The sequence below is a fragment of the Mesorhizobium sp. M0159 genome, from assembly GCF_040322295.1.
Taxonomy (GTDB): domain Bacteria; phylum Pseudomonadota; class Alphaproteobacteria; order Rhizobiales; family Rhizobiaceae; genus Mesorhizobium.
The window spans coordinates 1-21,209 of the sequence record NZ_JAMYTF010000070.1; the positions used below are offsets into that span (position 1 = coordinate 1).

General features: G+C 62.2%; 35 protein-coding genes and 1 pseudogene. All 36 read right to left on the reverse strand.

Annotation, left to right across the window (positions count from 1 at the left end; translation table 11 throughout):
- Positions 1 to 122 (reverse strand): annotated as a pseudogene (locus NKJ32_RS32300) (EamA/RhaT family transporter); the annotation flags it as partial.
- A 5-nt stretch (positions 123 to 127) separates the two neighbouring features.
- Positions 128 to 1,108, reverse strand: coding sequence for an RluA family pseudouridine synthase (locus tag NKJ32_RS32305; RefSeq protein ID WP_352458558.1), 981 nt, complete (start codon positions 1,106 to 1,108; stop codon positions 128 to 130).
- Positions 1,109 to 1,169: 61 nt separating this feature from the next.
- Positions 1,170 to 1,508: a DUF190 domain-containing protein gene (locus NKJ32_RS32310; RefSeq protein ID WP_254817158.1), complete on the reverse strand. Its 339-nt coding sequence runs from the start codon at positions 1,506 to 1,508 to the stop codon at positions 1,170 to 1,172.
- Complete coding sequence (locus tag NKJ32_RS32315) at positions 1,505 to 1,876, reverse strand: CrcB family protein (RefSeq protein ID WP_352458556.1); 372 nt, start codon at positions 1,874 to 1,876, stop codon at positions 1,505 to 1,507. Before NKJ32_RS32315 ends, NKJ32_RS32310 begins: the two co-directional genes overlap by 4 nt.
- Before the next feature lie 125 nt (positions 1,877 to 2,001).
- Positions 2,002 to 2,388 (reverse strand): fluoride efflux transporter CrcB, encoded by a 387-nt coding sequence (gene crcB, locus NKJ32_RS32320; RefSeq protein WP_352572491.1) that lies wholly within the window; start codon positions 2,386 to 2,388, stop codon positions 2,002 to 2,004.
- A gap of 31 nt (positions 2,389 to 2,419) precedes the next feature.
- Positions 2,420 to 3,250, reverse strand: a complete 831-nt coding sequence (locus NKJ32_RS32325) for an aspartyl/asparaginyl beta-hydroxylase domain-containing protein (RefSeq protein ID WP_352789734.1) — start codon at positions 3,248 to 3,250, stop codon at positions 2,420 to 2,422.
- A gap of 136 nt (positions 3,251 to 3,386) precedes the next feature.
- Positions 3,387 to 4,697 (reverse strand): replication-associated recombination protein A, encoded by a 1,311-nt coding sequence (locus tag NKJ32_RS32330; protein WP_352451042.1) that lies wholly within the window; start codon positions 4,695 to 4,697, stop codon positions 3,387 to 3,389.
- 43 nt (positions 4,698 to 4,740) lie between these two features.
- Positions 4,741 to 6,228: a DegQ family serine endoprotease gene (locus tag NKJ32_RS32335; RefSeq protein ID WP_352572488.1), complete on the reverse strand. Its 1,488-nt coding sequence runs from the start codon at positions 6,226 to 6,228 to the stop codon at positions 4,741 to 4,743.
- 192 nt (positions 6,229 to 6,420) lie between these two features.
- Positions 6,421 to 6,852: a 50S ribosomal protein L17 gene (gene rplQ, locus NKJ32_RS32340; RefSeq protein WP_023675127.1), complete on the reverse strand. Its 432-nt coding sequence runs from the start codon at positions 6,850 to 6,852 to the stop codon at positions 6,421 to 6,423.
- Between the two features lie 43 nt (positions 6,853 to 6,895).
- Positions 6,896 to 7,906, reverse strand: a complete 1,011-nt coding sequence (locus tag NKJ32_RS32345; protein ID WP_023675128.1) for a DNA-directed RNA polymerase subunit alpha — start codon at positions 7,904 to 7,906, stop codon at positions 6,896 to 6,898.
- Between the two features lie 104 nt (positions 7,907 to 8,010).
- A complete protein-coding gene (gene rpsK, locus NKJ32_RS32350; RefSeq protein WP_006205444.1) occupies positions 8,011 to 8,400 on the reverse strand; it encodes a 30S ribosomal protein S11 in 390 nt (129 codons plus the stop codon).
- A 139-nt stretch (positions 8,401 to 8,539) separates the two neighbouring features.
- Positions 8,540 to 8,908, reverse strand: coding sequence for a 30S ribosomal protein S13 (rpsM, locus tag NKJ32_RS32355; RefSeq protein WP_006205445.1), 369 nt, complete (start codon positions 8,906 to 8,908; stop codon positions 8,540 to 8,542).
- Between the two features lie 198 nt (positions 8,909 to 9,106).
- Positions 9,107 to 9,718, reverse strand: coding sequence for an adenylate kinase (locus NKJ32_RS32360; protein WP_023675129.1), 612 nt, complete (start codon positions 9,716 to 9,718; stop codon positions 9,107 to 9,109).
- Complete coding sequence (gene secY / locus NKJ32_RS32365; RefSeq protein ID WP_023675130.1) at positions 9,715 to 11,055, reverse strand: preprotein translocase subunit SecY; 1,341 nt, start codon at positions 11,053 to 11,055, stop codon at positions 9,715 to 9,717. The genes NKJ32_RS32360 and secY overlap by 4 nt, the downstream gene beginning before the upstream one ends.
- 191 nt (positions 11,056 to 11,246) lie before the next feature.
- Positions 11,247 to 11,720 carry a 50S ribosomal protein L15 gene (gene rplO / locus NKJ32_RS32370; protein ID WP_352572484.1) on the reverse strand — a complete coding sequence of 158 codons (474 nt, stop codon included), beginning with the start codon at positions 11,718 to 11,720 and terminating at the stop codon, positions 11,247 to 11,249.
- 22 nt (positions 11,721 to 11,742) lie between these two features.
- Positions 11,743 to 11,940: a 50S ribosomal protein L30 gene (gene rpmD, locus NKJ32_RS32375; protein ID WP_006205449.1), complete on the reverse strand. Its 198-nt coding sequence runs from the start codon at positions 11,938 to 11,940 to the stop codon at positions 11,743 to 11,745.
- Positions 11,941 to 11,964: 24 nt separating this feature from the next.
- A complete protein-coding gene (rpsE, locus tag NKJ32_RS32380; RefSeq protein WP_006333394.1) occupies positions 11,965 to 12,528 on the reverse strand; it encodes a 30S ribosomal protein S5 in 564 nt (187 codons plus the stop codon).
- Between the two features lie 155 nt (positions 12,529 to 12,683).
- Positions 12,684 to 13,043, reverse strand: a complete 360-nt coding sequence (gene rplR, locus NKJ32_RS32385) for a 50S ribosomal protein L18 (protein ID WP_023675132.1) — start codon at positions 13,041 to 13,043, stop codon at positions 12,684 to 12,686.
- Between the two features lie 84 nt (positions 13,044 to 13,127).
- Complete coding sequence (gene rplF / locus NKJ32_RS32390; RefSeq protein WP_352572482.1) at positions 13,128 to 13,661, reverse strand: 50S ribosomal protein L6; 534 nt, start codon at positions 13,659 to 13,661, stop codon at positions 13,128 to 13,130.
- A gap of 89 nt (positions 13,662 to 13,750) precedes the next feature.
- Positions 13,751 to 14,149, reverse strand: coding sequence for a 30S ribosomal protein S8 (rpsH, locus tag NKJ32_RS32395; protein WP_006205453.1), 399 nt, complete (start codon positions 14,147 to 14,149; stop codon positions 13,751 to 13,753).
- Between the two features lie 12 nt (positions 14,150 to 14,161).
- Positions 14,162 to 14,467, reverse strand: a complete 306-nt coding sequence (gene rpsN, locus NKJ32_RS32400; protein WP_023675134.1) for a 30S ribosomal protein S14 — start codon at positions 14,465 to 14,467, stop codon at positions 14,162 to 14,164.
- 26 nt (positions 14,468 to 14,493) lie between these two features.
- Entirely contained in the window at positions 14,494 to 15,072 is a 579-nt protein-coding gene (gene rplE, locus NKJ32_RS32405; protein WP_008875670.1) for a 50S ribosomal protein L5, read from the reverse strand.
- A complete protein-coding gene (rplX, locus tag NKJ32_RS32410; RefSeq protein WP_254817150.1) occupies positions 15,065 to 15,379 on the reverse strand; it encodes a 50S ribosomal protein L24 in 315 nt (104 codons plus the stop codon). Before rplX ends, rplE begins: the two co-directional genes overlap by 8 nt.
- A gap of 12 nt (positions 15,380 to 15,391) precedes the next feature.
- The gene (gene rplN / locus NKJ32_RS32415; RefSeq protein WP_006205457.1) at positions 15,392 to 15,760 is read right to left on the reverse strand and encodes a 50S ribosomal protein L14; all 369 of its coding nucleotides are present in this window, start codon (positions 15,758 to 15,760) and stop codon (positions 15,392 to 15,394) included.
- 82 nt (positions 15,761 to 15,842) lie between these two features.
- The gene (gene rpsQ, locus NKJ32_RS32420) at positions 15,843 to 16,082 is read right to left on the reverse strand and encodes a 30S ribosomal protein S17 (protein ID WP_023675136.1); all 240 of its coding nucleotides are present in this window, start codon (positions 16,080 to 16,082) and stop codon (positions 15,843 to 15,845) included.
- An 11-nt stretch (positions 16,083 to 16,093) separates the two neighbouring features.
- On the reverse strand, positions 16,094 to 16,294 hold the full coding sequence (gene rpmC / locus NKJ32_RS32425; protein WP_006205459.1) for a 50S ribosomal protein L29: 201 nt from the start codon (positions 16,292 to 16,294) through the stop codon (positions 16,094 to 16,096).
- 13 nt (positions 16,295 to 16,307) lie between these two features.
- Positions 16,308 to 16,721 carry a 50S ribosomal protein L16 gene (gene rplP / locus NKJ32_RS32430; RefSeq protein ID WP_006205460.1) on the reverse strand — a complete coding sequence of 138 codons (414 nt, stop codon included), beginning with the start codon at positions 16,719 to 16,721 and terminating at the stop codon, positions 16,308 to 16,310.
- Between the two features lie 27 nt (positions 16,722 to 16,748).
- Entirely contained in the window at positions 16,749 to 17,474 is a 726-nt protein-coding gene (gene rpsC, locus NKJ32_RS32435) for a 30S ribosomal protein S3 (protein ID WP_023675137.1), read from the reverse strand.
- Positions 17,474 to 17,863 carry a 50S ribosomal protein L22 gene (rplV, locus tag NKJ32_RS32440; RefSeq protein WP_006205462.1) on the reverse strand — a complete coding sequence of 130 codons (390 nt, stop codon included), beginning with the start codon at positions 17,861 to 17,863 and terminating at the stop codon, positions 17,474 to 17,476. The genes rpsC and rplV overlap by 1 nt, the downstream gene beginning before the upstream one ends.
- 2 nt (positions 17,864 to 17,865) lie before the next feature.
- The gene (gene rpsS / locus NKJ32_RS32445) at positions 17,866 to 18,144 is read right to left on the reverse strand and encodes a 30S ribosomal protein S19 (RefSeq protein ID WP_006205463.1); all 279 of its coding nucleotides are present in this window, start codon (positions 18,142 to 18,144) and stop codon (positions 17,866 to 17,868) included.
- 16 nt (positions 18,145 to 18,160) lie between these two features.
- Complete coding sequence (gene rplB / locus NKJ32_RS32450) at positions 18,161 to 18,994, reverse strand: 50S ribosomal protein L2 (protein WP_023675138.1); 834 nt, start codon at positions 18,992 to 18,994, stop codon at positions 18,161 to 18,163.
- 22 nt (positions 18,995 to 19,016) lie between these two features.
- Positions 19,017 to 19,310: a 50S ribosomal protein L23 gene (locus NKJ32_RS32455; RefSeq protein ID WP_023675139.1), complete on the reverse strand. Its 294-nt coding sequence runs from the start codon at positions 19,308 to 19,310 to the stop codon at positions 19,017 to 19,019.
- A complete protein-coding gene (gene rplD / locus NKJ32_RS32460; protein WP_023675140.1) occupies positions 19,307 to 19,927 on the reverse strand; it encodes a 50S ribosomal protein L4 in 621 nt (206 codons plus the stop codon). The genes NKJ32_RS32455 and rplD overlap by 4 nt, the downstream gene beginning before the upstream one ends.
- Positions 19,927 to 20,655 (reverse strand): 50S ribosomal protein L3, encoded by a 729-nt coding sequence (rplC, locus tag NKJ32_RS32465; RefSeq protein WP_023675141.1) that lies wholly within the window; start codon positions 20,653 to 20,655, stop codon positions 19,927 to 19,929. The genes rplD and rplC overlap by 1 nt, the downstream gene beginning before the upstream one ends.
- A 96-nt stretch (positions 20,656 to 20,751) precedes the next feature.
- Positions 20,752 to 21,060, reverse strand: a complete 309-nt coding sequence (gene rpsJ, locus NKJ32_RS32470; RefSeq protein ID WP_006205468.1) for a 30S ribosomal protein S10 — start codon at positions 21,058 to 21,060, stop codon at positions 20,752 to 20,754.
- 63 nt (positions 21,061 to 21,123) lie between these two features.
- A partial coding sequence (locus NKJ32_RS32475) for an EF-Tu C-terminal domain-related protein (protein ID WP_455749504.1) occupies positions 21,124 to 21,209 on the reverse strand: 86 nt, incomplete at its 5' end.

The window sequence follows — 21,209 nt, forward strand, 5'->3', positions numbered from 1 at the left end:
GCATACGAGATCTTGGCGGCAACGTAGTTCAGGCCCCACGAAAAGGTCAGCCCGACCATGATGGCGGCGGCCGCCAGATCGACCGCGTCACGGCGGTCGAGCGTATCTGTGGCGACGCCCACCGCCGCTAGTCCTCCGCGCTCGCGTCGTCGAAACCGAGCAGGTTCCAGCTCTGGCGCATATGCGGCGGCATCGGTGCGGTGACGTCGACAAAGCCCTTGTCGGGATGCGGGATGACGATGCGGCGCGCGTGCAGATGCAGCCGGTTCTGCATGCCGCCTGGAAAATCCCAATTGGTGTCGGCCTCGAAATATTTGGGGTCGCCGATGATCGGGCAACCGATATGGGCGGCATGGACGCGAAGCTGGTGGGTGCGCCCGGTATAGGGTTCCATTTCCAGCCAGGACAGGGTCTGCGCCGCCTGCTCGACGATGCGGTAATAGGACACGGCGTGATCGGCGCCCTTTTCGCCATGCTTGGCGATGCGCACACGATCGCCGTCGGGCGTCGGTTCCTTGATCAGCCAGGTCGAGATCTTGTCCTCGCGCTTCGGCGGCACGCCCTTGACCAGCGCCCAGTAGGTTTTCTTCGTCTCACGCGCCCGGAACGCTTCGGCGAGCTTCATGGCGGCGAGCCTTGTACGGGCGACAACCAGCACACCCGACGTGTCGCGGTCGAGCCGGTGCACCAGACGCGGCTTCTCGCCCTTCTGGTTGCGCCAGGCTTCCAGCATGTCGTCGACATTGCGGGTGACGCCAGAGCCGCCCTGGACCGCCAGGCCGGCCGGCTTGTTGAAGACGAAGACCTTCGGGTCCTCATGGATCAGCATCTTTGCCAAAACGTCGGCGTCGCCCTGGTTGCGGATCGAATGACCGGTGAGCGGGCTTTCACCTTTCTTGTCGACTTCGAGCGGCGGCACTCGGACCGTCTGGCCGGCTTCGACGCGGGTATCGGCCTTCACCCTGCCGCCGTCGACGCGGATCTGGCCGGAACGCAGCAGCTTCTGCAGATGACCGAAACCGAGACCGGGGAAATGGCTCTTGAACCAGCGGTCGAGCCGCATGCCCGCCTCGCCGGCGTCCACTGTGATCTGTTCAACGCCTGCCATGATTCCAATCGCCGTTTTGCAGGCATCAACGGCATTCGCCGGTACCCGCAATCTCACTCGGTTATTCGTTGTCGGTTCCATATTGCAGAACCTGAACTTTCTCCAGCGTAATCAAACCACTTGTCATGATTGTTTCAAGCACGGGCAGGAAAGCGGCCAATTTTTCCTCGTCATCGACGATCTCGATGACGAGTGGCAGATCCTCCGATAGGCGGAGGATCTTCGTGGTGTGAAGCCGGCTGGAATGGCCGAACCCCATCGCGCCGCGCAGGACGGTCGCGCCGGCGATCTGCATTTCGCGGGCCCTCAGCACGATAACCTCATACAGCGGACGGCCATCTGCCTTGTCGTTTTCGCCGATAAATATGCGCAGCAATTGCGCCTGTGTTGGTATCTTCATTGCCTGGACCCTCTCAGCCGGTTGAGCCGAACTGCAAAGATGTGGCCAAGCCAGACGGCGGCAAGCCAGGCCACCACGGAGATCGCGATATTGAATCCCGCCGCCACAAGCCTCCCGCCTTGCGCGAGGGTGAGTGTTTCAAGGCTGAAAGCGGAGAAGGTCGTCAGGCCGCCGCAGAAGCCGGCCATGAAGAATTGACGTTGCAGCGGACCGGCGAAGACGCGACCATCCGGTCCCGTCAATGTCGCGTAGAAGCCGATGAGGAACGAGCCAACAATGTTGACGAGGAGCGTGCCGAAGGGAAATCCAGCGCCCCACAGGGCAGTGCTCGTCGATGAGGCAAGCGCCCGCAACACACCGCCGATCATGCTGCCTGCGGCTACGGTCGCATAGAGCCGAACCGTTTCGTTGGTTCTGCGACGGCCAATGAGGCGCGCCGCATGCCCTGCCGCGGCAGTGTCCGTCCCGTCGTGGCGGAGCTTCCGCGGGCCGCTCACGGCGCCCCGCCGCCAATCAGAAGACTTCCCGCAGCAAAGCCCAGCGTCACGCCGCCGAGGCTCAGAAAAACCGAAAGCAGCACATTTCCGCCGGCGCGCCGCCATTCGCCCTCGCGCGCCAGCGCCAGCGTCTGCAGGCTGAAGGAAGAAACCGTGGTGTAGCAGCCGAGGCCGCCGGTAACGGTAAAGACCCAGATGGCGGGCATGCCGTCGCGCGCCACCGCATGCGCAACGACACCGATTGCAAACGCTCCCGAGACGTTGACGGCCATAGTGCCCCAGGGAAAGGTCTCGCCGACCCGGCGGGCGACGAAGCCGGACAGGAAGAAGCGGGCCATTGCACCGATCGCGCCACCAAGGCAGACAAGCAACAGATGATACATCGTGCTCCCTCGCGCCGGTCACACCACGGTGTCAGGCGGCTCCGGCCTTCTTCGGCTTGCTGGAGCCGATCATCTTCCAGTTCTTGTAGAACATGGCATTGATGCGCTCGACGCTGACCGAAACGATGGCGAGAAGAGCGGCGATCAGGCCGGGGAATGGCGATGGCCGGATGATGTCCATGAACACGCAGTAGCGGCGCCCATCATATTCGTTGACCGAGCGGTGCAGCAGCGTGTCGTCGAAAATATAGAGCGGATTGTCGTGCCAGTAGTTCCTGGCGTTGTTGCACTCGACGAAAACCTCGGCCTTCGCCGGGAGAAGATTGTAGAGAATGCGCAGGCTGAGCCGCAGCGGTCCGAAATGCCAGGAGGTCGATTCCTTGCCCCTGAACACCGACACGGCGATGGTCTTGATATATTTGAAATCCTTGTTGAATTCGGCGACGTTGTCGATCTTGTGCTTGCCGTACCACTGGTAGACATACATGCCGCGCCGGCCGCTGCCGAAATTGGCGTCGATATCGGCGATGATCTCGTCCTTGCGCGCCTTGAAGACGTCCAGAACCTCGTTGACCTCACGCTGATAGTCCGGAGGAAACTGGTCCAGTTTCCAGACACCGCGGTTTCTGTAGCACAGAAGATCGACCAGCAGATTGAAGGGCGAAAGCAGCCAGGTGAAGATGCCGTTGCCGAGGAAATAACCACTGAACAGCGCCCAGTTCTTGTTGTCATTGCGCAACACGTCGACCAGGCCGAGGACAATGAAAATTGTCGTTAGGATGGGAATGAAATAGAAGCCGAGCGCCAGCAGCGGGATCGCTATGGCGAACTTCCGAAGGGTCTTGCGAGATTTTTTTGTCATTTTTCCACGCGCCAGGCGCGATTCCGTTCTGAATATCGTCGGTACGTTTCTGGCCTGTCCGCCAGCCGAAGGCGCATCTTGATAGGGTTTTTTATCCCGCCAGACAACGGCGATCACACCACTGTGCGGTCGGCAGCTACTTTTCCCGCTCGCTGCGCAGCTTCGCCCAATAATCCAGCCGCTTCCTGATATCGCGCTCGAAGCCGCGCTCTGGCGGGTCGTAGAATGTCTGCCTTCCCATCTTCTCCGGAAAATAGTCCTGGCCGGAAAAAGCGTCGGGCTCGTCGTGGTCGTAGCGATAGCCGGCGCCGTAATCTTCCTGTTTCATCAGCTTGGTCGGCGCATTGAGAATATGCTTGGGCGGCAGCAGCGAACCGAATTCCTTCGCCGCCTGTGTGGCGGCCTTGAACGCGGTATAAACTGCATTGGATTTCGGCGCGGTGGCGAGATAGACGGTCGCCTCGGCGAAGGCCAGTTCGCCCTCGGGCGAGCCCAGATAGTCATAGGCGTCCTTGGCGGCGTTAGCGACGACGAGCGCCTGCGGGTCGGCCAGCCCAATATCCTCCATCGCCATGCGCACCAACCGGCGCCCGAGATAAAGTGGATCTTCGCCGGCGTCGAACATGCGGGCGAGATAGTAGAGTGCCGCGTCGGGGTCGGAGCCGCGCACCGATTTGTGCAAGGCGGAGATCAAATTGTAGTGGCCGTCCTGTCCCTTGTCGTAGATCGGCGCGCGGCGCTGGACGATGCGCTGCAGGGCTTCGGCGCCGAACACCTCCTTTGATTTCGCTGCGCGCCAGACTTCTTCGGCGAGCGTCAATGCCGCGCGGCCGTCGCCGTCGCTCATGCGGATGAGCATCGCCCGCGCGTCTTCATCGAGCGGCAGCGCCCTGCCCTCTGCCTCCTCGGCCCGCGCCAGCAGCTTGGCGATACTGTCCTCGCCGAGTGAGTGAAAGACCAGCACACGCGCGCGCGACAACAGCGCGGCGTTAAGCTCGAAGGACGGATTCTCCGTGGTGGCGCCGACCAGCACGACGGTGCCGTCTTCCATCACGGGCAGAAAACTGTCCTGCTGGGCGCGGTTGAAGCGATGGATCTCGTCGACGAACAGCAGTGTCTGGCGGCCGTTGGAGCGGCGCAGCTTCGCTGCCTCGAACACTTTCTTCAGGTCGGCAACGCCGGAAAACACCGCCGAGATCTGTTCGAAGGCGAGGCTTGTCTCGCCGGCAAGCAGCCGTGCGACCGTGGTCTTGCCGGTGCCGGGCGGGCCCCAGAAGATCATCGAGCCGAGCGAGCCGGAGCCGATCAGCCGCGTCAGCGCGCCATCGGATCCGGTCAGATGCTCCTGGCCGACGACCTCGCCGAGGTTCTTCGGGCGCAGACGGTCCGCCAGCGGCCTGCCGGGCGGCGTCTTTTCCGGTTCATCGACACTGAACAGATCGGCCATGCAACTTCTTCTGCCTGGAGCCCGATCATGCTGACGTTCGGGCTCAGTAACGCAACACTTGGCGCAGTATCTGCCCGCCGCGCTCGACGGTAAAGCGCCACCAGCGCGTATCCTGCTGGGCTACCTGTTCCAAGGTCGCCGCCTTGTCGATCGTCAGGCCATTGACCTCACGCACGATGTCGCCTGGCTGGAAGCCAAAATCGGCAGCAGGCGAATCGCGGTTGATGTCGACCACGGTGACGCCTTTGACATCGGTGCGCAGACCGAGCCGTTGGGCAAGCCGTGGCGACAGTTCAGCAACCTTGGCACCGGAAAACGGGCTGCGGCCGCGCAATGTGAGTTCCGCAGCTTTGGCGCCCTCAGGCGGCCGTTCCAGCGCGATGTCCATCGTCGCCTGCTGACCCTTGCTCAGAACGCCGAAGCTGGCATTCGTACCAATCGACAGCGTCGCCATCCGGTAGTCCAGCGCCCCGACGCTCTCGACCGGCTTGCCGTTGAGCGACAGCACTACGTCGCCCGGCTTGAGCCCTGCCTTGGCGGCGGGTCCCGCCTCTTCGACCGAAGAAACCAGCGCACCGGTCGGTTTGTCGATGCCGAGCGATTCGGCAATCTGCGGCGTCACCGCCTCGAACTCGGCACCGGCATACGGCCGCTCGAAGAAGTCGAGCCCGGCCTTGGCCGCGTCGGCGAAGGCGCGAACCATGTTCGAAGGGATGGCAAAGCCGATGCCGATCGAGCCGCCGCTACGGCTATAGATCGCCGTGTTGATGCCGATCAGCTGCCCTCCCATGTTGACCAGCGCGCCACCGGAATTGCCGGGGTTGATGGCGGCGTCGGTCTGGATGAAGAAGCTGGAATCGGAGACGCCGATATGGCTGCGCGCCACCGCCGAAATAATGCCGCTGGTGGTGGTCTGGCCGACACCGAACGGATTGCCGATCGCCAGCACCAGGTCGCCGACCTCGAGCGCGTCGGAATCGCCGATGGCGATCACCGGAAACGGCTTGTCGGAAGAAATCTTGAGCACGGCGAGATCGAGCGTCTCGTCCTTAAGCAGTACCTTGCTGTCGAATTCGCGCCCATCGGCAGTCGCGACCTTGACCTGGTCGGCGTCCTTGACGACGTGGAAATTGGTGACCACGACGCCGGTCGGATCGACCAGCACCCCCGAACCGAGCGAGGACTGCGCGCGCGGCTGCGAGCGGCCGAAGAACTCCTCGAAGAACGGATCGCCGTCGAAGGGCGACGTCACCTTGGCGGTCTGCGAGGCGTAGACATTGACCACGGCCGGCGCCGTCTGCTTGACCAGCGGCGCGAAGGACAGCTGCACCTCCTCGCGGCCGAACGGCACGCGCTTGTCGGGGCCTGAAGTGGCGTTTTCGCCTTCGACGCCATGCAGCAGATCGGTCAGCACGTCGGACAGACCGGGATCTGGCTTGGCCTCCTCCGCCAGCGCGTGCCTGGCCGCCGGCACGACGGCCAACGCCATCAAGGCGCAGATCAGAACAATGGACAGCCGTTTAACGCGCATTCCGAATCCTCCAAGTCGGGCGCCATTGTCCTGACGATTGTGCAAAATGAAAGGCTAAGCCGCTGAAATCCGATTATTTTGGGTAGTCGCCGCAAAAACCGGTGACAAAACCTCTACCAGCCCGCCCGGTACCTTCGGAAACAGAAAAAGGGGCCCGGAGGCCCCTTTTGAACTTCTCAGGAAAACCGAGCCTTATGCGGCTGCGGCTTCCTCTTCGGTGCCTTCGGCCTCGATGCGGGCACGGTCGCCGGCGCCCTTGGCCGAGGTGTCGCGGTCGACGAATTCGATGACGGCCATTGCGGCATTGTCACCGTGGCGGAAGCCCGCCTTCATGATGCGCAGATAGCCGCCGTTGCGGGTGGCGTAGCGCGGCGCGATGGTATCGAACAGGCGCTTGACGACGCCTTCATTGCCGATCTGGGCAATCACCTGGCGGCGAGCGTGTAGGTCGCCGCGCTTGCCGAGCGTCACCAGCTTCTCAACGATCGGACGCAAATCCTTCGCCTTCGGCAGCGTGGTGAGGATCTGCTCGTGCTCGATAAGCGACACGGCAAGGTTGGCAAACATCGACTTGCGATGGCTTATGCTGCGGGCGAACCGGCGGCCTTTAAATCCGTGGCGCATGGCTCTTCTCCTTCATTGCGGGTTCAAGAGGCTCTCTCAAGCCTCAATATTGGTCTTCGTAACGCTTGGCGAGGTCTTCGATGTTTTCCGGCGGCCAGTCCGGCACTTCCATGCCGAGATGCAGGCCCATCGCCGCCAGGACTTCCTTGATCTCGTTCAGCGACTTGCGGCCGAAGTTCGGGGTGCGCAGCATCTCGGCTTCGGTCTTCTGGATCAGGTCGCCGATATAGACGATGTTGTCGTTCTTCAGGCAGTTGGCCGAACGCACCGAAAGCTCGAGCTCGTCGACCTTCTTGAGCAGCGCCGGGTTGAAGGCAAGCTCGGTAACCTGTTCGGCGGCGACTTCCTTCTGCGGCTCGTCGAAATTGACGAACAGACCGAGCTGGTCCTGCAGGATGCGAGCGGCGAAGGCCACCGCGTCCTCGCCCGAAATCGAACCGTCGGTCTCGATGGTCATGGTCAGCTTGTCATAGTCGAGAACCTGGCCCTCGCGGGTGTTCTCGACCTTGTAGGAGACCTTCTTGACCGGCGAATACAGGCTGTCGACGGGGATCAGCCCGATCGGCGCGTCCTCGGCGCGGTTACGGTCGGCCGGGACATAGCCCTTGCCGGTATCGACGGTGAATTCCATGCGGATTTCAGCGCCTTCGTCCAGCGTGCAGATGACGTGGTCGGGATTGAGGATCTCGACGTCGCCGACCGTCTGGATGTCGCCGGCGAGAACCGCGCCCGGTCCCTGCTTGCGGACGACCATGCGCTTGGGGCCGTCGCCTTCCATGCGGATGGCGATTTCCTTGATGTTCAAAACGATGTCGGTCACGTCCTCGCGGACGCCGGCGATGGACGAGAATTCATGCAGAACGCCGTCGATCTGCACGGCGGTTACAGCCGCGCCACGCAGCGAAGACAGAAGCACGCGGCGCAGCGCGTTGCCGAGGGTGAGGCCGAAGCCGCGCTCGAGCGGCTCGGCGACCAGCGTGGTCAGCGTCTTCTTCTTCGACGAGAACTCGATCTTGTTCGGCTTGATCAGTTCTTGCCAATTTTTCTGGATCATAGTGCTTTCCTTCCGTTGTCCCGCCACCATCCAATCGTGGCGGGCGACCTGGAATGCCGTGGAGGAGCGCCCTTGAGGCGCTCGCGCGGCCTTCGGTAAATTCTTTAGACGCGGCGCTTCTTGCGCGGGCGGCAGCCATTGTGCGGGATCGGCGTCACATCACGGATCGAGGTAATGGTGAAGCCGGCAGCCTGCAGCGCGCGCAGCGCCGATTCACGACCGGAGCCGGGTCCACAGACCTCGACCTCGAGCATGCGCATGCCGTGTTCCTGGGCCTTCTTGGCCACATCTTCTGCGGCCATCTGGGCAGCGAACGGGGTCGATTTGCGCGATCCCTTGAAGCCCTGGGCTCCGGCCGACGACCAGGCAATCGAGTTACCCTGCGCGTCGGTGATGGTGATCATCGTGTTGTTGAAGGTCGAATTGACGTGGGCAACGCCCGACGAGATGTTCTTGCGTTCGCGACGGCGAACACGAGCGGCTTCCTTGGCCATGATGGTCCTTTCAGTTGATCTCTACACCGCCGTAATGCCAGCGGCTCCACCAGGGAGAAGGCAGTAGGGGAATATGGCAGTAGGGCAGTATGTCTGCCGTTCCTATTGCCTTACTGCCCTACTCCCTTACTGCCCTAAATTACTTCTTCTTTCCGGCAATCGACTTAGCCGGGCCCTTGCGGGTGCGCGCATTGGTATGCGTGCGCTGACCACGAACCGGCAGCGAGCGGCGGTGACGCAGGCCGCGGTAGCAGCCGAGGTCCATGAGTCGCTTGATGTTCATCGACACTTCGCGGCGCAGATCGCCCTCGACCTGATAGTCGCGGTCGATGGTCTCGCGGATCTGCAGCACTTCCGCGTCGGTCAGCTGGTTGACGCGACGCTCGGCCGGGATGCCGACCTTGTCGACGATCTCCTGGGCGAACTTCTTGCCAATGCCGTGAATGTATTGAAGCGCGATGACGACGCGCTTGTTGGTCGGAATATTGACGCCGGCTATACGAGCCATGTTCTTCTCTTCTCCATATAGGCCGGACGAGCCGGCGCTTGAAGTTGCCCCGCGTCCGGTGGAGGCCGGCCCTTGCGGGAGTTTCCAGTTCAAAGCGGCCTGCCTTGCCCTTGCGGACAAGCAAGCCTCATGCCTGATAGGAAGACGGGCCGCCATACCCCAGCGGACCGCTCCAGTCAAGCGCAATCGTTCGATTCTCTAGCCGGCCGCCTGGCCAACTTTCCGGGTCGTCGCCCTGAGCACCGCCTCGATCTGCTGCGTCACCGCATCGATGTCGGCCATGCCATCGACGCCCCTGAGCTTGCCCTTGGCGTAGTAGTAGCCGATCAGCGGCGAGGTTTTCTTGTAATATTCCCTCAAGCGTTCCTCGAACACCGCTGGGCTGTCGTCCTTGCGCACCGGCAGGCCTGCGGCCTTGGCGTCTTCGGCGCGCTTGACGATTCGGCCAACCAGCGCCTTGTCATCGACGACAAATTCGATGACAGCATCGAGCTCCAGTCCGCGATCCGACAGCATTTCCTCAACGGCGTCCGCTTGCACCAGGGTTCGCGGGTACCCGTCAAGGATGAAGCCGTTTGCGCAATCAGCTTGATCGATGCGCTCGGCCACGATGGCGTTGACGATAGCGTCGGACACCAGTTCGCCAGCGTCCATCACCGCCTTGGCGCGCTTGCCGACTTCGGTGCCAGCCTGGACAGCAGCACGCAGCATGTCCCCCGTGGAAAGCTGTGGGATGCCGTGTCGATCTACCAGTCTTAGTGCTTGTGTCCCCTTGCCCGCCCCCGGCGGTCCAAGCAATATCAACCTCATCTGGCCTTTTTCCCCCCGCGCAGCTTCGACTTCTTGATCAGGCCCTCATACTGGTGCGCGATCAGGTGACCCTGAATCTGCGCCACCGTATCGAGCGTTACACTGACCACGATCAGGAGCGAAGTGCCACCAAGGTAGAACGGTACGCCAGTCGCTGAAATCAGGAACTCGGGCAGCAGACACACCAGCACCAGATAAATGGCGCCGACGACGGTGATGCGGGTGAGCACATAGTCAATATAGTCCGCAGTGCGCTCGCCCGGACGATAGCCCGGGATGAAGCCCGAATGCTTCTTGAGCTGGTCGGCGGTGTCCTTCGGATTGAAGACGATCGCCGTATAGAAGAAGGCGAAGAACACGATCATCGCCGCGTAGAAGGCCATATAGAGCGGCTGGCCGTGGCCGAGCGCCGCCAGGATGGTGCTGGCCCATGCAGGCATATTGGTGGTCTGCGAGAAGCCGGCAACCGTTGCCGGAAGCAGCAGCAGCGACGAGGCGAAGATCGGCGGAATGACGCCGGAGGTGTTAAGCTTCAGCGGCAGATGCGAGGTATCGCCCTGGAACATGCGATTGCCGACCTGGCGCTTGGGATACTGGATCAGCAGGCGGCGCTGGGCGCGCTCGAAGAAGACGATCAGCGCGATGACGATGATGGCCAGCACGATGATCGCCAGGATCAGGCCGGTCGACAAGGCGCCGGTGCGGCCAAGCTCCAGCGTGCCGGAGATGGCGCGCGGCAGGCCGGCGACGATGCCGGAGAAGATGATCAGCGAAATGCCGTTGCCGATGCCGCGAGCAGTGATCTGCTCGCCAAGCCACATCAGGAACATGGTGCCGCCGACCAGCGTGACGACGGTAGAGATGCGGAAGAACATGCCGGGATCGTTGACGATGCCGTTGCCGCCCTCAAGCCCGACCGAAATGCCGTACGCCTGAACCAGCGCCAGAAGCACGGTGCCGTAGCGCGTGTACTGGTTGATGATCTTGCGGCCCTGCTCGCCTTCCTTCTTCAGCGCTTCCAGCGACGGAATGACCGAGGTCATCAGCTGCATGATGATGGAGGCCGAGATATAGGGCATGATGCCGAGGGCAAAGATCGCCATGCGCTGCACGGCGCCGCCGGCGAACATGTTGAACATGCCGAGCACGCCCTTGCTCTGCGACGAGAAGGCCTGGGCGAAAGCGTCGGGATTGATGCCGGGCAGCGGGATATAGGTGCCAAGGCGGTAGACGAGCAGCGCGCCGATGGTGAACCAGATGCGCTTCTTCAGATCCTCGGCTTTGGCGAAGGCCGAAAAATTCAGATTCGAGGCTAGTTGTTCAGCAGCCGAAGCCATGCCTGATTCTCCGCTTGGTCACGCTCGATGCCCGCAGCTCAGGCGGCGCGTGTCACCGAAGCTCACGAGATAAGCTCCGGACTGCAAACATGCAAGCGGCCGCGTTGATGCGGCCGCCACATCTGTCAGATCAAAGCACGACCGCAGGCAAAACCGAATTCCACCTTTGCCGGCCGTGCTTCAAATTGCCGTTACTCGGCGGCTGCCTTCTCAGGCAGCTTCACCGAGCCGCCGGCCTTTTCGATCTTCTCGATCGCGGCCTTGGAGGCTCCGGCCACTTCGAAGGCAAGCTTGGCCTTGATGTCGCCGTCTGAAAGGATGCGCACGCCGTCCTTGACGCGACGGATGACACCTGCCGCAACCAGCGCCTCGGCTGTTACAACTGTCTTAGCGTCGAGCTTCTTGGCATCGAGCGCCGCCTGGATGCGGGCCAGCGACACGACGGTGAAGCTCTTGGCGAAGATATTGTTGAAGCCGCGCTTCGGCAGGCGGCGGTAGAGCGGCATCTGGCCACCCTCGAAGCCGTTGACGGCGACGCCGGAGCGCGCCTTCTGGCCCTTGACGCCGCGACCGGCGGTCTTGCCCGAACCGGAACCGATGCCACGGCCGAGACGCTTCTTGGAGTGCGTCGCGCCGTCCTTGTCACGCAGATCATTGAGTTTCATCTGGGTTCTCCTGCGCTCTGGCTCAGCCCTCGTCCACGACGCGGACGAGATGCTGGACGGCAGCGATCATGCCGCGCACCGAGGGCGTATCCTCCAGCGTGCGCTGCTTGTGCATCTTGTTGAGGCCGAGGCCGACCAGCGTTGCGCGCTGCTCCTTCGGCCGGCGGATCGGCGAACCGATCTGCTCGACGGTGATGGTCTTGGTTGCTTTCTTGGCCATGGTCAGATCCCTGGTCAGCGTCGACTATTCTTCAGCCGCAACGGCGGTGCCGCGGCGGGCCTGAAGGGTCGAATACTTGATGCCGCGCGCGGCAGCCACATCCTTCGGATGCATCTGGCTCTTCAGCGCGTCGAAAGTGGCGCGAACCATGTTGTAGGGGTTCGAAGAACCCATCGACTTGGCGACCACGTCATGCATGCCGAGCGTCTCGAAAACGGCGCGCATCGGGCCGCCGGCGATGATGCCGGTACCTTGCTTGGCGGCGCGCAGCAGAACGCGTCCCGCGCCCCAGCGTCCCTCGACGTCGTGGTGCAGCGTGCGGCCTGAGCGCAGCGGCACGAAGATCATGTCGCGCTTGGCCGATTCGGTCGCCTTGCGGATCGCCTCCGGCACTTCGCGCGCCTTGCCGTGGCCGAAGCCGACGCGGCCCTTCTGGTCGCCGACGACGACAAGTGCCGCAAAGCCGAAGCGCCGGCCGCCCTTGACGACTTTGGCGACACGGTTGATGTGGACGAGCTTGTCGACCATGCCGTCGTCGCGCTCTTCGCGATCACGGCCGCGGCCGCCATCCCTACGTTCCTGTGCCATATCCTGTTCCTTGTTTTTTTCCGGAAGCACGGTTGATGATGATATCCGGCACCTCTGCGGGTCGCCGGGGGCGAACACTCTTTTTTCCTTCGCATGATCTTATCCGAAAAGTCTGCAACTTTTTGCTGCGCTGACCTTCGGTTCGGGATCATGCTCTAGAAGCTCAGACCACCTTCACGGGCAGCCTCGGCCAGCGCCTTGACGCGGCCGTGGTAGATATAGGCGCCGCGGTCGAAGACGACTTCCTTGACGCCGGCCTTCGAGGCGCGTTCGGCGATCAGCTTTCCGATGGCAGCTGCAGCCGCGGTGTCGGCGCCGGTCTTGAGCGAGCCCTTGAGCTCCTTCTCGAGCGTCGAAGCAGCCGCGATGGTGTGGCCCTTGGCGTCGTCGATCACCTGGACATAGATGTTCTTCGACGTGCGATGGACCGACAAGCGCGGACGATCGCCGGCAACCTTCTTGATCTGGCGGCGGACGCGCTGGGCGCGGCGTTGGGTGGATTCTTTCGAGCCCATGATATCAGTTCCTTGCCTTCAAAAACGGGGGCAACCATATGCGGTAGGACGAGCCTCCCGCGACCGCTCCCCGCGGCGTTAAAATTACTTCTTCTTGCCTTCCTTGCGGACGATCTTCTCGCCAGCATAGCGAACGCCCTTGCCCTTGTAGGGCTCGGGGCTACGATACTCGCGGATCTCGGCGGCGACCTGGCCGACCTGCTGCTTGTCGATGCCGGTCACCGTGATTTCCGTCGGCTTCGGCACCGAGATCGTCACGCCCTGCGGCGTCTCGTAGACGACGTCATGGCTGAAGCCGAGCGCCAGCTGCAGGTTCTTGCCTTGCATGGCGGCACGATAGCCGACGCCGGTGATCTCGAGCTTCTTTTCGAAGCCGGCCTTGACGCCCTGCAGGATGTTGACGATCTGCGTGCGTGACATGCCCCACTTGGAACGGGCAGTCTTGGTCTGGTCGCGCGGCTGGACAGCGATCTCGCTGCCTTCCATCTTGACCAGCACTTCGTCGTTCACCACGAACTTCAGCTCGCCCTTCGGACCCTTCGCCGTCACGGTCTGGCCGTTGACGGTCGCGGTCACGCCCTGCGGCAGCGAAACGGGTTTCTTTCCAATACGAGACATTTTGTTGTCCTCGTCACTTCTCTTGTTTCAGGTCTCGGCTTTCGGGACTAGATCCCGAAAGCCTGTTTCCAACCGGGTCACATACCAGATCAGAAGATCTGGCAGAGGATTTCCCCGCCGACATTCTGTTCACGCGCTTCGTGGTCGGCCATCACGCCCTTCGGCGTCGAAAGGATGGCGATGCCGAGGCCGTTGGCGACGTGCGGTATCGATTTGGCCGAAACGTAGACGCGGCGGCCGGGCTTCGAGACCCGAGCGATTTCGCGCACCACCGGCGCACCATCGAAATACTTCAGCTCGATCTCGATTTCGGACTTGCCGTTGTCGAAGTCGGTCTGGCTGTAGTCGCGGATATAGCCTTCCGCCTTCAGCACGTCGAGGACGCGGGTACGCAGGCGCGAGGCCGGCGTCGAAACGCTCGACTTCTTGCGGCCATACGCGTTGCGGATGCGGGTCAGCATATCGCCGAGAGGATCGCTCAATGACATGTTATGTCCTCCTTACCAGCTCGACTTGACCAGGCCCGGGATCTGGCCGTTATTGCCGAGATCACGAAGCGCGATACGCGATACTTTGAGCTTGCGATAATAGGCACGCGGACGTCCGGTGACTTCGCAGCGGTTGCGGATGCGGGTCTTGGCCGAGTTGCGCGGCAGCGCCGAAAGCTTCAGCTGGGCGCGGAAGCGCTCTTCCATCGGCTTGGACTGATCCATGATGATCGCCTTGAGCACCTTGCGCTTGGCAGCGAACTGGTCCGCAAGCTTGCGGCGCCTGTTGTTCTTCTCGACTGAGCTGGTCTTTGCCATTTCAGATTTTCCTTTTCTCGCTGCCGTTACTGGCGGAAGGGGAAGTTGAAGGCCTTGAGCAATGCCCTGGCTTCGTCGTCCGTCTTCGCAGTCGTACAAACGATGACGTCCATGCCCCAGATCTGATCAACCTTGTCGTAGTTGATCTCCGGAAACACGATGTGTTCCTTGATGCCCATGGCATAGTTGCCACGGCCATCGAAGCTCTTCGGATTAAGTCCGCGAAAGTCGCGGACGCGCGGCAGTGCGATGTTCACGAGGCGGTCGAGGAACTCGTACATGCGTTCCTTGCGTAGCGTGACCTTGGCGCCGATCGGCATCTTCTCGCGGACCTTGAAGCCGGCGATCGAGTTGCGAGCGCGGGTGACAACGGCCTTCTGGCCGGCGATCATCGCAAGGTCTTCCGCCGCGATCGAAGGCTTCTTCGAATCGCCAGTCGCCTCGCCGACGCCCATGTTCAGCACGATCTTGTCGATGCGCGGAACCTGCATCTCGTTCTCGTAGCCGAACTGCTCCTGCAGCGCCTTGCGGATGGTCTCGTTGTAGACCTGCTTGAGGCGCGGCGTGTTCTGGGCAGTTGCCTGCTTGGTTTGAGCCTTAGCCATTGATGACTTCTCCCGAGCGCTTGGCGACGCGCACCTTCTTGCCGTCCTTCTGGAAGATGAAGCCGACGCGGGTCGGCTTGCCATCCTTGGGGTCGGCCAGCGCGATGTTCGACAGCTGGATCGGCGCTTCCTTGGTGATGATCCCGCCCTCTTGGGACTGGGACTGCTTCTGGTGACGACGGATCAGGTTGACGCCGCGCACCAGCGCGGTGTCATCCTTCGGCTGTACCGAAAGGACTTCGCCCGAACGGCCTTTGTCCTTGCCGGCCAGCACGACGACCTTGTCGCCTTTTCTAATCTTTTGCATTGGTCCGGCTCCTTACAGCACTTCAGGCGCGAGCGAGATGATCTTCATGTGGTTCTTGGCGCGGAGTTCGCGCGGAACCGGTCCGAAGATACGCGTGCCGATCGGCTCTTTCTTGTTGTCGACGAGAACGGCTGCGTTCTTGTCGAAACGGATCACGCTGCCGTCCGGGCGGCGGATGTCCTTGGCCGTGCGAACCACGACCGCCTTCATCACATCGCCCTTCTTGACGCGGCCGCGCGGGATGGCTTCCTTGATCGACACCACGATGATGTCGCCCACGGAAGCGTATTTCCGCTTCGAGCCGCCCAGCACCTTGATGCACATGACACGACGAGCGCCGGAATTATCCGCGACGTCGAGGTTTGTTTGCATCTGAATCATGACTGGCCGCCTTCTTCTTTTCTAACGGGACGGGTCTCTCACCCCTCCCCGGTCTGTCCAAAATTCGTTTCGTTGGCCCTGATCAGGCCTGGTCCGAAGACACCACGACCCAGCGCTTGTCCTTGGAAATCGGCTTCGATTCCTGGATGAACACCTGATCGCCGACCTTGTGGGCGTTGTTCTCGTCGTGCGCCTTGTACTTCTTGGTCATGCGCACGGTCTTCTTCATCACGGGATGCGTGAAGCGCCGTTCGACCTTGACGACAACCGTCTTCTCGTTCTTGTCGCTGACGACGGTGCCCTGCAGAATGCGCTTTGGCATGGTTTTCGTCCTTAAGCCTTCTTGGCCGCGGACTTTTCCGCAGCGATGGTCTTGATACGCGCAATGTCCTTGCGGACCTGCCTCACGCGGGCGGTCTTCTCAAGCTGGCCGGTGGCCTTCTGGAAGCGCAGGTTGAACTGCTCCTTCTTCAGGCTGGCCAGGTCGTCGGTCAGCTGGTCCTGGGTCTTGGTCCGGATGTCTTCGGCTTTCATGATCAGCCCGTCCTTATTCTGCGATGCGCTGTACGAAGCGCGTCCTGACCGAGAGCTTGGCCGCGCCGAGACGCAGCGCCTCACGGGCGGTTTCCTCGTTGACGCCGTCGATCTCGAACATGATGCGGCCCGGCTTGACGCGTGCCGCCCAGTAGTCGACCGCGCCCTTGCCCTTACCCATACGGACTTCGGTCGGCTTCGACGTCACCGGCACGTCCGGGAAGATACGGATCCACACGCGGCCGGCACGCTTCATCTCGCGGGTGATCGCGCGGCGAGCCGCCTCGATCTCACGCGCGGTGACGCGGTTCGGCTCAAGCGCCTTCAGCCCGAAACCACCGAAATCCAGGTTGGTGCCGCCCTTGGCGGTACCGTGGATGCGGCCCTTGAACTGCTTGCGGAACTTTGTGCGCTTTGGCTGCAGCATCGTTCTAACTCCAAATTCCTAAATGTCTTACGCGTTTTCGCGACGGCGACCGCGTTCGCGCTCACCACCACCGCCATGCGCATGATCGCCCTCGGTGGCGCGGCGCTCCGAAGCCATCGGGTCGTGCTCGAGGATCTCGCCCTTGAACACCCAGACCTTGACGCCGCAGATGCCGTAGGCCGTATTCGCCTCGGCCGTGCCGTAGTCGACGTCGGCACGCAGCGTATGCAGCGGCACGCGGCCTTCACGATACCATTCCATGCGCGCGATCTCGGCGCCGCCGAGACGGCCGGCGCAGTTGATGCGGATGCCTTCGGCACCGAGGCGCATCGCCGACTGCACGGCACGCTTCATGGCGCGGCGGAACGCGATGCGGCGCTCGAGCTGCTGGGCGATCGACTGGGCGACCAAGGTCGCGTCGATCTCCGGCTTGCGCACTTCGACGATGTTCAGATGCGTCTCGGACTTGGTCATCTCCATCAGCTTCTTGCGAAGCTTCTCGATGTCGGCGCCCTTCTTGCCGATGATCAGGCCCGGACGCGCCGCATGGATGGTGACGCGGCACTTCTTGTGCGGACGCTCGATCACGACCTTCGAGATCGCAGCCTGCTTGAGTTCCTTCTCAAGATATTTGCGGATCTTGATGTCCTCGTGCAGCAGTTTGCCGTACTCGCCGGTGTTCGCGAACCAGCGCGAATCCCAGGTGCGGTTGATGCCGAGACGCAGACCGATCGGATTGACTTTCTGGCCCATTATGCGGCCTCCCCTTTTTCTTCGACTTCACGAACGACGATCGTGAGGTGCGAGAACGGCTTCTCGATACGGCTGGCGCGACCACGGCCACGGGCATGGAACCGCTTCATGACGATCGACTTGCCGACATAGGCTTCCGCCACGATCAGCGCATCGACGTCGAGGTCGTGGTTGTTTTCCGCGTTGGCGATCGCCGATTCCAGCGTCTTCTTGACCGTGCCGGAAATCCGCTTGGCCGAGAATTCGAGGTCGGAAAGCGCTGTCGCGACCTTCTTGCCGCGGATCAACGCGGCAACCAGGTTCAGCTTCTGCGGGCTGATACGGATCGTGCGCAACACGGCGCGCGCTTCGTTGTCAGCAAGCCTGCGCGGAGCTTTGGCCTTGCCCATGATTATTTCCTCTTCGCCTTCTTATCCGCGCCGTGACCGTAATAGGTCCGGGTCGGAGCGAATTCACCGAACTTGTGACCGACCATGTCCTCGTTCACCGAGACGGGAACGTGCTTCTGGCCGTTGTAGACACCGAAGGTGAAGCCGACGAACTGCGGCAGGATGGTGGAGCGACGGCTCCACATCTTGATCACCTCATTGCGACCACCTTCACGAACCTTGTCCACCTTCTTCAGAAGGTAGCCGTCGATGAAGGGGCCTTTCCAAATCGAACGAGTCACTTGGCGTTACCTCTTCTTAGCTCTTGCGCTGATGGCGCGAGCGCAGGATGAACTTGTCGGTCGCCTTGTTGGACCGCGTCTTCTTGCCCTTGGTCGGCTTGCCCCAGGGCGAAACCGGATGGCGGCCACCCGAGGTGCGGCCTTCGCCGCCGCCATGTGGATGGTCGACCGGGTTCATGGTCACGCCGCGATTGTGCGGACGTTTGCCGCGCCACACGGTGCGGCCTGCCTTGCCGTCATTGATGTTGCCGTGGTCCGGGTTAGACACGGCGCCGACAGTGGCCATGCAGGAGCCGTGGACGACACGCTGCTCGCCCGAATTGAGGCGCAGGATCGCCATGCCCTGGTCGCGGCCGACGAGCTGGCCATAACCGCCGGCCGAACGGGCGACCTGAGCGCCCTTGCCGGGCTTCAGCTCGATATTGTGGACGATCGTGCCGACCGGCATCGAAGCCAGCGGCATCGCGTTGCCCGGCTTCACGTCGACCGATTCACCGGCCACGATCTTGTCGCCGGGAGCCAGACGCTGCGGGGCGATGATGTAGGACAGCTCGCCATCGTCATACTTGATCAGCGCGATGAAGGCGGTGCGGTTCGGATCGTACTCGATACGCTCGACCGTGCCGACGACGTCGAACTTGCGGCGCTTGAAGTCGATGATACGGTAGGTGCGCTTGTGACCGCCGCCGATGAAGCGGGCCGTGATGCGGCCGTAATTGTTGCGGCCGCCCGACTTGGTCAGGCCTTCGGTCAGGCCCTTGACGGGCTTGCCCTTGTAGAGGCCCGAGCGGTCGACGATGACCAGCTGACGGGTGCTCGGCGTTACCGGGTTGAATTTTTTCAGTGCCATTGTTCTGTCCTCGCGACCTTGCTCAGAGACCCGTCGCGACGTCGATCGACTGGCCTTCGGCCAGCGTCACAACCGCCTTCTTGACGTCGCTCTGGCGGCCGATCGTGCCGCGGAAGCGCTTGATCTTGCCCTTGCGGACAAGCGTGTTCACGGCCATCACCTTGACGCCGAACAGCGCTTCGACGGCGGCCTTGATTTCCGGCTTCGACGCCTTCTTGGCGACATTGAAGACGACCTGGTTCTGCTCGGAAGCCATGGTCGACTTTTCGGTGATCGCCGGCGAGACGATCACGTCGTAATGACGAAGGTCGGTCATTTGAAGCGCTCCTCGAGAGCCTCGACGGCGGCCTTGGAAAGGACCAGCGTGCCGCGGCGCAGAATGTCGTAGACGTTGATGCCCTGGATGGGCAGCACGTCGATGTTCGGGATGTTGGTCGCCGCCAGCTTGAAATTCTTGTCAAGCTCGGCGCCGCCGATCACCAGGGCGTTGCTCAGGCCCAGCGTCGCGAAATTCGCGATCAGCGCCTTGGTCTTGGCCTCGGTCAGCTTCAGCTCGTCGATGATGATGATCGACGCGCTCTTGGCCTTGGCCGAAAGCGCATGCTTGAGGCCGAGTGCACGCACCTTCTTCGGCAGATCGTGCTCGTGGCTGCGAACGACCGGGCCATGGGCCTTGCCGCCGCCGCGGAACTGCGGAGCGCGAGCCGAATGGTGACGGGCGCGGCCGGTACCCTTCTGCTTGTACATCTTGGCGCCGGTGCGGGCGATTTCCGCGCGACCCTTGGCCTTGTGGGTGCCCTGCTGCTTCTTGGCAAGCTGCCAGCGCACGACGCGCTGCAGGATGTCCTCGCGCGGATCGAGGCCGAAAATCTCTTCGGAGAGCTTCAGCTTGCCGGCGTCCTTGCCGCCAAGCGTTGTAATCTTGAGGTCCATTATTCCGCTCCCTCTGTGGCCGGCGCCTCGTTCGTGGCGGCACCGTCAGTCGCAACGGCGCGGATCGCGGCGGGCTTCGGCGCATTGGCCGGAAGCGCCACCTTGGCCGCGTCGCGGACCAGGATCCATGCACCCTTCGAACCCGGGACCGCACCGCGGATCAGGATCAGGCCGCGATCGGCGTCGGTCGAGACGACCTCGACATTCTGCGTGGTGACGCGGGTGTCGCCCATGTGGCCGGCCATATGCTTGCCCTTGAACACCTTGCCCGGATCCTGGCGCTGGCCGGTCGAGCCGTGTGTACGGTGCGACACCGAGTTGCCGTGCGTCGCGCGGCCGCCACCCATGTGGTGCCGCTTGATGACGCCCTGGAAACCCTTGCCGATCGTGGTTCCCGTCACATCGACCTTCTGGCCGACGACGAAGTGCTCGACGGTGATCTCGGCGCCAACATCGATCATGTTGTCGGCGGAGACGCGGAACTCGGCAACCTTGGCCTTGGGCTCGACGGAAGCGGTCGCGAAATGGCCGCGCATCGCCTTCGACGTGTTCTTCACCTTGGCAAGGCCAACGCCGAGCTGGACGGCGGTATAGCCGTTCTTCTCCTGCGTGCGCTGCGCCACGACCTGGCAGTTCTCCATCTGGAGAACAGTGACGGGAACATGTTCCCCGGCATCGTTGTAGATGCGGGTCATTCCCACCTTCTTTGCAATCACACCTGAACGCATCGGTTCAATTCCTTTAGAGTTCCCTGTCGGGGCTGTCGCCCCTCCACGCCTCTTGTTCCTTCAGAGTTGCGGGTCGCCCCGCTGACCTCTGGTTCCTTAGAGCTTGATCTCGACGTCGACACCGGCGGCCAGGTCGAGCTTCATCAAAGCATCGACCGTCTGCGGGGTCGGGTCGACGATGTCGAGCAGACGCTTGTGCGTGCGCATCTCGAACTGCTCGCGGCTCTTCTTGTCGACGTGAGGCGACCGGTTGACCGTGAACTTTTCGATCCGCGTCGGCAGCGGAATGGGGCCGCGGACGTTGGCGCCGGTGCGCTTGGCGGTCGACACGATTTCCCGTGTCGAGGCGTCGAGCACCCGGTGATCAAACGCCTTCAGGCGGATGCGGATATTCTGTCCGTTCATGCGTCACTTCCTTGTTCTGGCGCGGCGCGGGCAGCGCCCGCGACAGATCGGTTTAAGTCCAAATTACTCTTTGATGGTGACGACGATGCCGGCACCGACGGTGCGGCCGCCTTCACGGATGGCGAAGCGCAGCTTCTCTTCCATGGCGA

Excerpts from the sequence above, each read along its gene's own strand:
- NKJ32_RS32305 (WP_352458558.1), bottom strand. The coding sequence starts at position 1,108 with ATGGCAGGCGTTGAACAGATCACAGTGGACGCCGGCGAGGCGGGCATG.
- NKJ32_RS32310 (WP_254817158.1), bottom strand. The coding sequence starts at position 1,508 with ATGAAGATACCAACACAGGCGCAATTGCTGCGCATATTTATCGGCGAA.
- NKJ32_RS32315 (WP_352458556.1), bottom strand. The coding sequence starts at position 1,876 with ATGATCGGCGGTGTGTTGCGGGCGCTTGCCTCATCGACGAGCACTGCC.
- crcB (WP_352572491.1), bottom strand. The coding sequence starts at position 2,388 with ATGTATCATCTGTTGCTTGTCTGCCTTGGTGGCGCGATCGGTGCAATG.
- NKJ32_RS32325 (WP_352789734.1), bottom strand. The coding sequence starts at position 3,250 with ATGACAAAAAAATCTCGCAAGACCCTTCGGAAGTTCGCCATAGCGATC.
- NKJ32_RS32330 (WP_352451042.1), bottom strand. The coding sequence starts at position 4,697 with ATGGCCGATCTGTTCAGTGTCGATGAACCGGAAAAGACGCCGCCCGGC.
- NKJ32_RS32335 (WP_352572488.1), bottom strand. The coding sequence starts at position 6,228 with ATGCGCGTTAAACGGCTGTCCATTGTTCTGATCTGCGCCTTGATGGCG.
- rplQ (WP_023675127.1), bottom strand. The coding sequence starts at position 6,852 with ATGCGCCACGGATTTAAAGGCCGCCGGTTCGCCCGCAGCATAAGCCAT.
- NKJ32_RS32345 (WP_023675128.1), bottom strand. The coding sequence starts at position 7,906 with ATGATCCAGAAAAATTGGCAAGAACTGATCAAGCCGAACAAGATCGAG.
- rpsK (WP_006205444.1), bottom strand. The coding sequence starts at position 8,400 with ATGGCCAAGGAAGCCGCTCGTGTTCGCCGTCGCGAACGCAAGAACATC.
- rpsM (WP_006205445.1), bottom strand. The coding sequence starts at position 8,908 with ATGGCTCGTATAGCCGGCGTCAATATTCCGACCAACAAGCGCGTCGTC.
- NKJ32_RS32360 (WP_023675129.1), bottom strand. The coding sequence starts at position 9,718 with ATGAGGTTGATATTGCTTGGACCGCCGGGGGCGGGCAAGGGGACACAA.
- secY (WP_023675130.1), bottom strand. The coding sequence starts at position 11,055 with ATGGCTTCGGCTGCTGAACAACTAGCCTCGAATCTGAATTTTTCGGCC.
- rplO (WP_352572484.1), bottom strand. The coding sequence starts at position 11,720 with ATGAAACTCAATGATCTGCGTGACAAGGACGGCGCGACGCACTCCAAG.
- rpmD (WP_006205449.1), bottom strand. The coding sequence starts at position 11,940 with ATGGCCAAGAAAGCAACCAAGACCATCACCGTCGAGCAGATCGGTTCG.
- rpsE (WP_006333394.1), bottom strand. The coding sequence starts at position 12,528 with ATGGCACAGGAACGTAGGGATGGCGGCCGCGGCCGTGATCGCGAAGAG.
- rplR (WP_023675132.1), bottom strand. The coding sequence starts at position 13,043 with ATGGGCTCGAAAGAATCCACCCAACGCCGCGCCCAGCGCGTCCGCCGC.
- rplF (WP_352572482.1), bottom strand. The coding sequence starts at position 13,661 with ATGTCTCGTATTGGAAAGAAACCCGTTTCGCTGCCGCAGGGCGTGACC.
- rpsH (WP_006205453.1), bottom strand. The coding sequence starts at position 14,149 with ATGTCATTGAGCGATCCTCTCGGCGATATGCTGACCCGCATCCGCAAC.
- rpsN (WP_023675134.1), bottom strand. The coding sequence starts at position 14,467 with ATGGCAAAGACCAGCTCAGTCGAGAAGAACAACAGGCGCCGCAAGCTT.
- rplE (WP_008875670.1), bottom strand. The coding sequence starts at position 15,072 with ATGGCTAAGGCTCAAACCAAGCAGGCAACTGCCCAGAACACGCCGCGC.
- rplX (WP_254817150.1), bottom strand. The coding sequence starts at position 15,379 with ATGCAAAAGATTAGAAAAGGCGACAAGGTCGTCGTGCTGGCCGGCAAG.
- rplN (WP_006205457.1), bottom strand. The coding sequence starts at position 15,760 with ATGATTCAGATGCAAACAAACCTCGACGTCGCGGATAATTCCGGCGCT.
- rpsQ (WP_023675136.1), bottom strand. The coding sequence starts at position 16,082 with ATGCCAAAGCGCATTCTGCAGGGCACCGTCGTCAGCGACAAGAACGAG.
- rpmC (WP_006205459.1), bottom strand. The coding sequence starts at position 16,294 with ATGAAAGCCGAAGACATCCGGACCAAGACCCAGGACCAGCTGACCGAC.
- rplP (WP_006205460.1), bottom strand. The coding sequence starts at position 16,721 with ATGCTGCAGCCAAAGCGCACAAAGTTCCGCAAGCAGTTCAAGGGCCGC.
- rpsC (WP_023675137.1), bottom strand. The coding sequence starts at position 17,474 with ATGGGCCAGAAAGTCAATCCGATCGGTCTGCGTCTCGGCATCAACCGC.
- rplV (WP_006205462.1), bottom strand. The coding sequence starts at position 17,863 with ATGGGCAAGGCCAAAGCTCCGCGCAGGCTTGCTGACAACGAAGCGCGC.
- rplB (WP_023675138.1), bottom strand. The coding sequence starts at position 18,994 with ATGGCACTGAAAAAATTCAACCCGGTAACGCCGAGCACCCGTCAGCTG.
- NKJ32_RS32455 (WP_023675139.1), bottom strand. The coding sequence starts at position 19,310 with ATGACCGACCTTCGTCATTACGACGTGATCGTCTCGCCGGCGATCACC.
- rplD (WP_023675140.1), bottom strand. The coding sequence starts at position 19,927 with ATGGACCTCAAGATTACAACGCTTGGCGGCAAGGACGCCGGCAAGCTG.
- rplC (WP_023675141.1), bottom strand. The coding sequence starts at position 20,655 with ATGCGTTCAGGTGTGATTGCAAAGAAGGTGGGAATGACCCGCATCTAC.
- rpsJ (WP_006205468.1), bottom strand. The coding sequence starts at position 21,060 with ATGAACGGACAGAATATCCGCATCCGCCTGAAGGCGTTTGATCACCGG.